General features: G+C 51.0%; 10 protein-coding genes. 5 read left to right on the forward strand and 5 right to left on the reverse strand.

All coding sequences use genetic code 11. The annotated features are described in order from the left end of the window. Positions 1–59: 59 nt before the first annotated feature. Together ahcY and ACZ5PT_RS18505 are read right to left on the reverse strand one after the other, a co-directional pair. Complete coding sequence (gene ahcY / locus ACZ5PT_RS18500; protein WP_464264492.1) at positions 60–1,490, reverse strand: adenosylhomocysteinase; 1,431 nt, start codon at positions 1,488–1,490, stop codon at positions 60–62. Positions 1,491–1,569: 79 nt separating this feature from the next. Further along, the gene (locus tag ACZ5PT_RS18505) at positions 1,570–2,643 is read right to left on the reverse strand and encodes a TIGR04283 family arsenosugar biosynthesis glycosyltransferase (protein ID WP_464264493.1); all 1,074 of its coding nucleotides are present in this window, start codon (positions 2,641–2,643) and stop codon (positions 1,570–1,572) included. Positions 2,644–2,793: 150 nt separating this feature from the next. On the opposite strand from ACZ5PT_RS18505, the gene eno reads away from it, so the two are divergent. Then, a complete protein-coding gene (eno, locus tag ACZ5PT_RS18510) occupies positions 2,794–4,080 on the forward strand; it encodes a phosphopyruvate hydratase (RefSeq protein WP_464264494.1) in 1,287 nt (428 codons plus the stop codon). Positions 4,081–4,193: 113 nt separating this feature from the next. Here eno and ACZ5PT_RS18515 read toward each other — a convergent pair whose 3' ends face one another. The 3 genes from ACZ5PT_RS18515 to cas6 form a co-directional block, all read right to left on the reverse strand. Beyond that, positions 4,194–4,607 (reverse strand): hypothetical protein, encoded by a 414-nt coding sequence (locus ACZ5PT_RS18515; protein WP_464264495.1) that lies wholly within the window; start codon positions 4,605–4,607, stop codon positions 4,194–4,196. Continuing rightward, positions 4,608–4,928 (reverse strand): TFIIB-type zinc ribbon-containing protein, encoded by a 321-nt coding sequence (locus tag ACZ5PT_RS18520; protein WP_464264496.1) that lies wholly within the window; start codon positions 4,926–4,928, stop codon positions 4,608–4,610. A gap of 88 nt (positions 4,929–5,016) precedes the next feature. Next, complete coding sequence (gene cas6, locus ACZ5PT_RS18525) at positions 5,017–5,970, reverse strand: CRISPR system precrRNA processing endoribonuclease RAMP protein Cas6 (protein ID WP_464264497.1); 954 nt, start codon at positions 5,968–5,970, stop codon at positions 5,017–5,019. Between the two features lie 102 nt (positions 5,971–6,072). Here cas6 and tgt point away from each other — a divergent pair, with 102 nt between their 5' ends. From tgt to ACZ5PT_RS18545, 4 genes are all read left to right on the forward strand, one after another. Then, a complete protein-coding gene (tgt, locus tag ACZ5PT_RS18530; protein WP_464264498.1) occupies positions 6,073–7,206 on the forward strand; it encodes a tRNA guanosine(34) transglycosylase Tgt in 1,134 nt (377 codons plus the stop codon). A gap of 593 nt (positions 7,207–7,799) precedes the next feature. Beyond that, a complete protein-coding gene (locus tag ACZ5PT_RS18535; protein WP_464264499.1) occupies positions 7,800–9,068 on the forward strand; it encodes an AAA family ATPase in 1,269 nt (422 codons plus the stop codon). Next, positions 9,068–9,739, forward strand: a complete 672-nt coding sequence (locus ACZ5PT_RS18540; protein ID WP_464264500.1) for an RloB family protein — start codon at positions 9,068–9,070, stop codon at positions 9,737–9,739. The genes ACZ5PT_RS18535 and ACZ5PT_RS18540 overlap by 1 nt, the downstream gene beginning before the upstream one ends. Positions 9,740–10,709: 970 nt before the next feature. Further along, positions 10,710–11,924, forward strand: a complete 1,215-nt coding sequence (locus ACZ5PT_RS18545) for a tyrosine-type recombinase/integrase (protein WP_464264501.1) — start codon at positions 10,710–10,712, stop codon at positions 11,922–11,924. Positions 11,925–11,960 lie beyond the last annotated feature (36 nt).

Genomic DNA, 11,960 nt, shown 5'->3' on the forward strand with positions numbered 1-11,960 from the left:
AAAAACGCCCGGTCAGGAATCCCCGACCGGGCGTTTTTATTTAAATGGTGATTTGCGATTTAATACCGATAGCTATCCGGCTTATAAGGGCCAGCGACCGGAATCCCAAGATATTTGGACTGATCTTCACTCAAAACCGTTAACTTGGCGCCCAGCTTGCCGAGATGCAGTCGGGCAACCTTCTCATCAAGTTGCTTCGGCAAAACATAGACCTTATTTTCATAGTTTTCCGCATGCTGAAACAGCTCAATCTGCGCCATCACCTGGTTGGTGAAAGAGTTGGACATAACGAAGCTTGGATGACCGGTAGCACAGCCCAGATTTAGCAAGCGACCTTCGGCCAGCACGATGACGCCGTGGCCGTCCGCGAACTCCCAGCGATCAACTTGCGGCTTAATATTCTGCCGGACCACATCGCCTGCCTTCTCTACGGCTGCCATTTCGATCTCGTTATCGAAATGACCGATATTGCCGACGATGGCATTATTTTTCATCTGACGCATGTGCTCCAGGGTGATGATATCCTTGTTGCCGGTGGTGGTGACATAGATATCGGCGTAGTCGAGAACATCCTCGACCCGTTTGACCTCGTAACCTTCCATTAACGCCTGCAGAGCACAGATCGGATCAATTTCAGTAACGATAACCCGAGCGCCCTGTCCGCGCAGCGACTGGCAACAGCCCTTGCCGACATCGCCATAACCACAGATCACAGCCACCTTGCCGGAAATCATCACGTCAGTGGCGCGCATGATACCGTCAACCAACGAATGCCGGCAGCCGTAGACGTTGTCGAATTTCGACTTGGTGACCGCGTCATTGACGTTCATCGCCGGGAACAGCAAGCTGCCATCTTCTTCCATCTGGTAAAGACGATGCACTCCGGTTGTGGTTTCCTCGGTCACGCCTTTAATCGAGGCGGCGGTCTTAATCCAAAGCTGGGCATCGGCAATAATCGATTGCTCCAGTTGGTTGACAAATTCACGCCAGTCTTCCGGATCATCCTCGGTCACGTTCGGCACTGCGTCCTTCGACCACTCGTTGCCCTTAAGCACGAACATGGTGGCATCACCGCCGTCATCAAGAATCATGTTCGGCAATTCGCCGTCCGGCCAGGTTAACGCCTGCTCGGTACACCACCAGTACTCGGCAAGGGTCTCGCCCTTCCAAGCATAAATCGGAATCCCTTGCGGATTATCTGCGCTACCATTCGGACCGACAGCAATCGCCGCAGCGGCATGGTCCTGAGTGGAAAAGATATTACAGGAACACCAACGTACCTTGGCGCCCAGCTCAACCAGGGTCTCAATCAGTACGGCAGTTTGAATGGTCATATGTAAAGACCCGGTAATCAGCGCCCCCTTAAGTGGGAACTGTCCAGCGTATTCTTCACGCAGGGCCATCAGTCCAGGCATCTCAACTTGAGCCAGAATTATTTCTTTACGACCCCAGTCAGCCAGGGAAAGATCTTTAACCTTGAAATCGTTCACTAAACTATCTCCTTCAATTAAGTTTCAGTCTGTTTTTACAGAGTGATCTGTTTAACACAGATAGGCGAATCGAAACAAGTTACGAACAGCGAGGTCGCTGCTCTTTAGATTTCAGCCACAGAGAAGTTAAGACAAACCAGATGCGCAATAAAATTATTGCTACAAACCGTCCCAAGGGATTATCGGTCAGCAGCTCATATATGGGTTCAAAAACTGACGTAAACATCATCCGCCCCTGCCCGACCGGGACCCCACGATGAAAGGCTCGGCGAGCATCCAGGGCAAAGGGCAGCTGCCAGGCGTGCCCTCTCACGTAGGCACCACTCTGCCGCCAAATCCGCCAGGCAGCCTTTCGATCCATCCTGAGAAACAAGCTGTGGAGTAGCAGGAAGAAGGGTCGAACCTGAAGCTGGTCGGTTTTTGATTGTTGCCGGTAAACCGCTGGCGCATCCGAAAAAAACTGCAACCAACCGATGCTCCGGAAACACATAATCAATGCTCCAAGTAGCTGCCGCTGCCACAGCCCTTCCTGTTCGAAGCGTCGCGCCGAGGTACTGATTTCTATCGGCAACAGTTGCCAGTTCCCCTGCTCGCGCAAGCGCTCGGCAAAATCGGTATCTTCCATCACCGGCAGGTCTTCACGGAATCCACCGAGTTGCTGATAAAAATCGCGGCGCAACAGAAAGCCCTGATCCCCGTGGATGGTTTCCGGGCGACCCAAGCGGGCCTTCCATTCATAATAGTAATAGCCAACCGATGGCGTAACATCCGTTCGTCTGAACTTAAGACTAAAATGGCCAGCTAATTTTTGACTGCCGGTCTGTTGCAGAGCATCCAATCCTTTACGCAAAGCCAGCGGATCATCGAAACGACTGTCGACATGCAAAAACAACAACCAAGCGGATCGTGCCTGCTTGCCACCCACATTCATCTGCAAGCCACGCCCAGCTGTCGTCTCCAGCATAGCCCCCGACAGACGCTGTTGCTGATACTGCTGCTGCAACCATTTGGGGCCACCATCATCGGAGCCGCCATCGACGATCAGCACCTCGAAAACAACCTGCTGCTGACGCTGCAGATCGGCCAACAACTCCGGTAATTGCTCCGCTTCGTTGAGAATCGGAATAATGATACTTAGATCAGGTTGATTCATATCGACAGTATTCGCTCGTAAGGGGAAAAAACGGCTTCACTTCGCATAGGCCTGTGCTATAAATAGTCCCTGTTTTTAACGTATCCAGTTCTGACCCAATTCGTTGTCAGGACGATAACCTGTTAACCATGACAGATCAAGGGGTGGACCATGAGCGAAATTATTGACATCTATGCCCGTGAGATTCTCGATTCGCGCGGTAATCCGACGGTTGAAGTAGAAGTTGCCTTGGAAACTGGCGTCATCGGCCGGGCTGCTGTCCCGAGCGGCGCATCCACCGGCGAACGCGAAGCGCTGGAGCTACGTGACGGCGACATGAGCCGCTATCTCGGCAAAGGTGTCCTCAAAGCAGTCGAGCACGTTAACGAAGTGATCGCCGCCGAACTGATCGGCTGGGAAGCGAGCGACCAGATCGGTATCGACCGCAAACTGCTGGCCCTGGATGGCACCGATTTCAAAAGCAAGCTCGGCGCTAACGCCCTGCTCGGTGTTTCCTTGGCTTGCGCCAAGGCTGCGGCTGAAGACGCCGGCCTGCCTCTCTATCAGTACATTGGTGGCGCAAACGCCAAAGAGCTGCCGTTGCCGATGATGAACATCATCAATGGCGGCGAGCATGCCGACAACAACGTCGACATTCAAGAGTTCATGATCATGCCTGCCGGCGCCGAGAGCTTTAAAGAAGCGCTGCGCATGGGTGCCGAGATTTTCCACGCGCTGAAAAAAGTCCTCAAAGACAAAGGCTACAATACGGCCGTTGGTGATGAGGGTGGTTTCGCTCCCGACCTGAAGAGCAACGAAGAAGCTCTCGAAGTGATCATGGCAGCGATCAAAGCCGCCGGCTACAAGCCGGGCGATGATGTTCTGTTGGCCCTCGACGTGGCGGCTTCGGAACTTTACAAAGATGGCAAGTATACCCTCGCCAATGAGCCACAGCCGGAAAAAACAGCTGCCGAACTGGTTGATTTCTACGCCGACCTGGTCGCTCGCTACCCGATCATCTCCATCGAAGACGGTTTGGCGGAAAACGATTGGGACGGCTGGAAGCTGATGACCGAAAAACTCGGCGACAAGATCCAGATTGTCGGCGACGACCTGTTCGTCACCAACACCAAGATTCTCAAAGAAGGAATCGACAAGGGGATCGCCAACTCGATCCTGATCAAGGTCAACCAGATCGGCACCCTAACAGAGACCCTCGAAGCGATCGAAATGGCCAAGCGCGCTGGCTACACCGCTGTCGTTTCACACCGCTCCGGCGAGACAGAAGACACGACCATCGCCGACCTGGCGGTTGCCACCAACTGCGGTCAGATCAAAACCGGCTCCCTGTGCCGGACCGACCGGGTTTGCAAATACAACCAACTGCTGCGGATTGAAGACGAGCTGGATGACACGGCGATCTTCGCCGGTAAAGAAGTCTTTTACAACCTGCGTTAAACACTGAACGATATATCGGGACAGGCGCCACCGGTGCCTGTCCCGGTTCTGAAATAAAAGAGCCTGCGACTTTTCAGTCGCAGGCTCTTTTATAATCTATGTTCAGGGTACAATCATGCAGGGTAAAGAATAAAACTGCTGCCCTTCTTTTCCCGCTTAAGCTGTCCTGAATCGGCCAGTTCTTTCAGTAGCTTTTGCAAATCTTTTTTATCGACATCAGAAAAACTGCTGTACAACTCGGTCTGTTTGACCCCCGGAAGATTTCCTACTGCGGCCAAAATTTCATCGGCAAGGCTGAGCGATTCGTCTGCAACCGGCTCAACTTTGGCGGTCATTTTTTCAACTTCAGGCGTCACAATCGGGCTGTCGGAAGCGTCCTCCTGCTTATCGTCAGGTGCCTTAGGTTCAACAACAGGCGCCCGTTCTCCCCCCTGTTCTGCACGTATTTCCCGTTCTATCGTCACCATTTTCTGATAAAAATAGAACCCCGCCCCGGCAAGCAACAACAATACAATAAACCAAAACATTCATACCTCCTGATTAGTTGTTTCCTCGTTATCGGCATGGAACCAGCGATCAAACCAAGTTCGGTGGTCCTTTTCTGCCAGTAGTTTCAAATCATTCGGGCCAAGCCAAATCCCCCCGCAACCTGGACAACGATCGAGCGGCACATCACGGAAAGTCATCGGCTCAATCATCTCTCCACATTTAGGACAACGCCCCTGGCAACAGCTTTTTGCCCGTTCCTCATCAGCATCATGCTTCATTTTTTCTAAAATTTCATGTTCTTTTTTGTGGAAATATTCGTTTTCCATCACTTTTTTCCGTTCATCCCAGGCGTTTGCCATAACAGCCTCCTTGGTTCGGGGTTGGCTATAAGCAAATTATAACCAAGACTGTCAGCCGAGCAACTAGGGCAGAACAAAAAGCTATCCACTAAGGATCAGCTCGCAAATCATACTGGCCAGCCCCATAAGGAGCCCCTTTGCCGATATTGAACAAACTACCAAGCTGCAACAGCCAAAGGATGTCGGTCAAACCGCCCCCCTGAAGCTGCAAGGATCCGAGCAGCCCTCCAAGCCCTTGATCGCGATTATCTTTTGCCAAACTGCGCCAGTCCTGCCAATGCAAATCATTTCCGCAAACCTCGACCCGGCGGGCCGCATCCAGCAGGTATTTTGCATCCGTGATCACCTCAACAGCGCCGTGGCAAGTGAGCATGGCTGACACGCGCCGCAAAATAAAGGGAAACAGGTCACAGAAATCAGCCTTGAACAAAGGTTTGCTCTGCCGTAATAAGCGCAGTGGACTTAGCACTTCCAGGGTCACCCTATCGACAGCCATATCCTGTCGCTCCAATAGCCAATTCAGGTCGCTAACCGGTGGTGAAATCGCCCCAGAGTTACCTTTAGACCAAAGCATGGCACGCACACCACTGGCATCCTCCGACTCAACCCCTTCCAGGAAGAACTGACCGCTACCGTGATAAAGTCCCTGCTGCCCCAACTGTTGCAACAGGGAGATAAAAGCATTCATGCCACTTAGGCCCTGGCCGACAAACAGAACCGGCAGCACAATCCGTTGCCGAGCTTTAATCAGACCGTTTAGTTGCGGATCGGGAGTCAACACAAAAGCCGGAGCCGGCTTTTGCGCCTGCCGACGAATCAGCGGATCGACCGACAAAGGGGGTTGCAACAGCACTCTTAGATGTTCCGTATCTCGCGACTCGCCCCAGCCTTCGAGGGTGCGCAGCGCCTGATGTAATTCGCGCCGCAATTGTAACAGTCCAAGACGCGGAAGATCGAATGCTGCACTGATTTCCAGATGAAAGTATAATTGTACGTATTCCACCTGTTGCAACTCTGGCGGAAGCGGGGGAAGATAACTCATTGTTGCTCCGATGTTATTGCGCCGCGATCAAGTTTCTGTTATAGGTTAGCGCCGTGATGCCTTCACCGCATCCTAAAGTAACGTTTAAGGGAGAACAACTGAATGTTTCAGTTCACACTGCTCAACGAAGACCCGCATAGCCGTGCCCGTCGTGGCCGCCTGGAAACTCCGCACGGTACCATCGAAACACCGATTTTCATGCCGGTCGGAACCCATGGCGCACTCAAAGCGATGACGCCAGCCCAGGTCGAAGAGACCGAAGCGCAGATCATCCTTTCCAATACCTATCACTTGCACCTGAAGCCGGGTGAAGGTTTGGTAAAAAAAGCCGGCGGGCTGCATAAATTCATGAACTGGAACAAGCCGATTCTAACTGATAGCGGCGGCTTTCAGGTTTTTTCCCTACCGAAAAAACGGATTGGTGAAGATGGCGTACACTTTCGCCATGAACTGACCGGCGAAGAGATCTTCCTCGGCCCCAAAGAAGCGATGCAGATCGAAAACGATCTCGGCGCTGACATCATTATGGCCTTCGACGAGTGTATCCCCTACCCGGCAACCCATGAGTACTCGGCCAAGTCGATCAAAAAAACCCTGCGTTGGGCGGAAAACTGCCTGAAACATCACAGTCGTGAAGATCAAGCGCTGTTCGGCATTATCCAGGGCAGCGTCTACGACGATCTGCGGCGCGAATGCGCTGAAGAGATGACGGCGATGGATTTCCCCGGCTACGCCATTGGCGGCGTCAGTGTCGGCGAGGGCTTGGAGCTGCTAAAAAAGGTCGTTGACTACACCGAGCCGTTCATGCCGAAAAACAAACCCCGCTACCTGATGGGCGTCGGACTGCCGGAAGATATTCTCGAATCGATCGAACGCGGCATGGATATGTTCGACTGCGTTATCCCAACCCGTTATGCACGAAGCGCCACCCTGTTTACCAAACGTGGCAAGATCCGTCTTACTAACAAAAACTTCCGCCGCGACTTCTTTCCCGTCGATGCGTCCTGCGACTGCTACTGCTGCCGCAACTTCAGCCGCGCTTATCTGCACCACCTGTACAACGCCAACGAGATCCTCTCAGCAACGCTGGCAGCGATTCACAATGTGCGTTTCTACCTGAACATGGTCGCCGGTGCGCGTACCGCCATTGAAGCAGGAGATTACCCAGCCTTTAAAAAGGAATTTCTGGCAGAGTATAATTCAGGCGAGAAGTCTCGCGGCCCACGAAAAAAATAAGCCACGCAAAACAACAAAGGGGCAAGTCGGATGACTTGTCCCTTTGCATATGGTGGAGCTGATAAAACTCGTTATCGGGACTAAGGAGTTTTATGGGGCAGTGTGCGTGCAATTCAGGAACTACCTCTAGTTGGACCCAATATATCAGCCTGAAGTTGGATACAGCTGCCTCTGCGCTTTCAGGAGGACTTTTATTGAACCTAAACTTTGATCCTTATTATAGTGGTTTCTCCGAATGGCAGGAATCTATCGTAGGAAGTACAACTGGTCCGGTACCTGTCCCCGAGCCTTCCACTCTGCTCCTGCCGGCAGTGGACTTTCTGGTCTCGCCTGGGACGGAAACGTAAGCAAGCGTAAACTTTTTCGACAAAAAACCTAAAAGGCGGGGCCATCATTACTCCGCCTTTTAGGTCTAAAACTTTGTAAGTCCCCCCCCCTGACGAAGCCAACCACCCAACAAAACTCCCTGGATCTACATGAATGCGATTTGGGGGACGTTTCGTTAAATGTGATGTAAAATCAAATCAATGCTTGCTATTTGCTGAAAACATGCAATATTTAGAATTAGATTTTATCTGGAAGGAAGTTCTGACATGCTTATCGAGTTCAGCGTCACCAATTTTAGATCAATTAAGGAAACACAAACCCTTAGCTTAGCGGCTAGCAATGCCACTGAATTACGGGAGTCAAACTGCTTCACTGTTCCTGAACGAGGCGTGCCAGACATGCTCCGCTCTGCCGCCATTTACGGGCCAAATGCTTCAGGAAAAAGCAACTTTATGTTAGCTATCGAATTTGTAGAAAGTTTTGTCAGAGAATCATCCCAAAAAGGTCAGGAAGGGGATTCAATCAAGGCTGAACCTTTTCTGTTCAGCACAGTCAGCAGAAGTGAGCCGAGCGAATTCGAAGTGCTGTTCCTTCAAGAAGGTGTCCGCTATCAGTATGGTTTTGCCGTCAACCAAACCCGTGTTATCCATGAGTGGCTGATCGCCTATCCTGATGGGCGCCCCCAACGCTGGTTCGAAAGGGAATTCGACAAAACTGCGAGCAAGGACATTTGGTATTTCGGCAGCAAGCTTAAAGGCCGCAAATCTGTTTTGCAGGAATCGACCCGCAGCAATGCTCTGTTTTTGTCAACCGCTGTACAGCTCAACAATGAGCAGTTGAAGCCAGCCTACAACTGGTTTAGGCAGAAGCTACGGATTATCGATGTGAACGGAATCACGCCAGCATTCACGGCTGACGAGTGTGGGACGGAGGCTGGCAGGAAGAAGGTTCTTGAATTTTTGAATGCTGCAGATTTAAGCATTACGGATATCAAGGTTGAGTTGAAGAAATTTAACTCTGCTGTTCTACCTGACGACATGCCTGCCCCCCTGAAGGATGTCATCTTGAAAGGCCTGGATGGTAAAGAGGTCCACGATATTAAGTTCCTGCACACGGTGGCAGGAACGAATGAATTAGTTGCTATCGACTCGCGCGATGAATCCGCCGGAACACGAAAACTATTTACTTTTGCGGGCCCATGGTTGGATGTATTAAAAAATGGCTATATCCTGTTCGTGGACGAACTGAACAATAGCATGCACCCCCTAATGGTCCACTTTCTCATCGGCCTAATTAACAACCCACGGGTAAATAAAAATAATGCGCAACTGGTGTTCTCGACCCACGATACATCGGTGCTCGACAATAACCTTTTCCGCCGTGATCAAATTTGGTTCACGGAAAAGGATGACACCAATGCCACCAGGCTGTATCCGCTGACCGATTTTACCCCCCGCAAAGGGGAGGCCCTTGGTAAGGGCTACCTAAACGGACGCTACGGTGCCCTACCCTATGTCGGCGAATTGAGCTCCTGATGGGGTCGGACGATCTTCACCACAAACGCAAGCAACGACGTGCCTCCTCACTAAAACGAAAGAGTGCTCGGCGAGCGGTCTATGATCGGGTGCTAGTGGTTTGTGAGGGGTCGAAGACAGAGCCAAATTATTTCAAGGAGATACGGGCTACCTACCGCTTAAGCACCGCGAATATTGACATATGCGGGAAAGAATGCGACTCCGATCCACTCAGCGTTATCAAATATGCTATCAAAACGTTTAAAAAAGATTCGGATTATGATCGTGTCTTTTGCGTGGTCGATCGAGATAAACACACTACATTCGATGCCGCCATGGACAAGCTACACCGGACCAAACTGGGCAAAGGCGTCACATTTACGGCCATAACGTCTGTGCCCTGTTTCGAGTTCTGGTTACTGCTTCATTTCGGCTATACGACCCGTCAATTCTGCGCACCGGGCATGGATTCGAATTGTGAACTGGTTATTGACGAGCTGAATAGGAGGAATCTAATTCCCGGCTATAACAAAGGGGCTCAGAACGTTTTCTCGCTGACAAAGGACAAGCTCTCTGATGCCATCAAGCATGCTAAACGATTACAGGAACATAACAGGGAGACCGAATCAGTCAATCCAGCCACTAATATTCACGAACTCATCGAATATTTGATCAGCTTAACTTCCCGTTAAAACCGATTTTAGCCGGAGATCACTCCCTACACGCAAATCCCCAAACCACCAAACCCAGTGATAAAAATGAATCGGCATCGCCGCCGGTTATCATGAACCGCTGCCACGGTTGTAGTGCACAATTACTATCATCCAGAAAACGCAATCGTGCCAACTCCCCTACAGCCACATTCCAGCCGTCAACACAAGGAGCCATAGTAGGCACAGGGTCTCCAATTGTTTGTTGCCACCGCCGCCCTGCAGGCCACTTCCAGCCGCAACAATTTTAAATATCGCCAGGGACCAGTTGTCAATTTAGTCATCATGGAGATCCTACCTTTTAGGTCGTAATTGAACTTGACTGAAGACCCAACGCCGAGCCTAATGAACAGCAGGAGGGGCAAGACATATGTCCCTATTTGAGACCCGATCCAGAAATCCCCCCCCGGAGCTGCATCGGGTCTTTTTATATTGTATTGGCTATAGAGAGAAACCCGGTTTTGAAAAATCGGGGAATTATATCTGTCGGATGGGACCCATTATATAAAGACCACCCCTCTCGATAGAGGGTGTAGGTGCCCCCCCCGCGGGGGGCATCAACAAGCGCAGCAAGCGACCAACCCCAGAGAGCATGCCCCCCTGGCACCGCAAGAGATCCATATTGACATGTATCCACGCTAAAAAATAGATATTGCAGACTTCCTGCCCGTCCGCATTAATGTTGCATTAGGCCGACACTAGACACAACAAAGGGCTAGCCAAACACAGCTAACCCCTTTGCATATGGTGGAGCTGATGAGGATCGAACTCACGACCTTCGCATTGCGAATGCGTTTTTTAAATATTCCACTATATCTCACCATAAACAGCAATAACTCAAAATATCATTATTTTCAGTGCATTGAAAGCTATCCTTAGTGTATCGTGGTACGTAGTGATTCATCAATTCACTTCCAAACTGCACTTTTCACGCACTTTTGAGGTCTGCGCCATGAATATCTTGATTGGTAATCGCACCCTGAAAAACCTTGAAATAAAGGAAAAGGATTACGACATAAGGGACTCTCGCTTAAAGGGCTTCCTTATCCGGGTTTATAAATCTGGCAAATCTTCCTTTGTGGTTGAATACGGACGCGGCAAGCGGATGACTATTGGCAGCACAGAAGTTTTAGCTCCTGCTAAAGCCCGGGACAAGGCCAAGAAGATTCTCGGGCAGGTGGCGGACGGTGCTGACCCCATGGCTGAGAAGAAGAAGTCAGAAGCTGCCACCTTGGAAGACTACCTTGACAAGAAATATGGGCCATGGGTCGGAATCAAAAACAAGGGGGGCAAAAAGGCTATTGCGCGCATCAAGTCCCGCTTCCCGGACCTGCTGAAGCAGAGACTTGATGAAATCACCCCCTATCAGGTTGAGAAGTGGCAAGCCGCCCGCTTGAAGGCAGGGAAGAAGCCTACTACCGTCAACAGAGACATTGCTGACCTTAAAGCGGCATTATCCAAAGCCGAAACATGGGGAATAATTGATATTCATCCACTGGCCAAGGTCAAACCAATCAAGACAGACCAAAAGAAACGGGTCCGCTACCTGTCTCCGGACGAAGAGAAGCGACTGAGGGCGGCCTTGGCGGATAGGGCCGAAGAAAAGCGCCTTGAAAGGGACCGGGCGAATAACTGGAGAAGCGAAAGAGGACGAAAAACTTACCTCTGCTTGCGCTCAATTGCCTATGTGGACTATCTGGAACCGATGACGCTGCTGTCTATCAATACGGGTTTGCGGCGCGGGGAAACCTTCAGCCTGACATGGCAGGATATTAATTTTGAAAGAGAACCCTGCATGTTGACCGTCGAGGGCGAAACGGCCAAAAGCGGTTCGACCCGACACATTCCTCTGAACGCCGAAGTCGTGGACGTTCTGAAAAAGTGGCAAAGTCAATCGGCAGGGAGCGGTTTTGTTTTCCCCGGCAAGGAAGGGACGCGCTTGGACAATATCGACCGCTCGTGGGGTAACGTCTTGAAAAGGGCTAAAATAACAGATTTCCGCTGGCACGACCTGCGTCATCATTTTGCAAGCCGTCTGGTCATGGCGGGGGTGGACCTGAATACGGTCAGGGAACTATTAGGCCATAGCGATATAAAAATGACCCTGCGGTATGCTCACCTTGCCCCGGAACATAAAGCCGATGCCGTTGCAAAACTGGTTTTGTAACCCTTCCCCCAAGAAACTCAATGCATCAACAGGTGT

This window comes from Desulfuromusa ferrireducens (genome assembly GCF_055389805.1).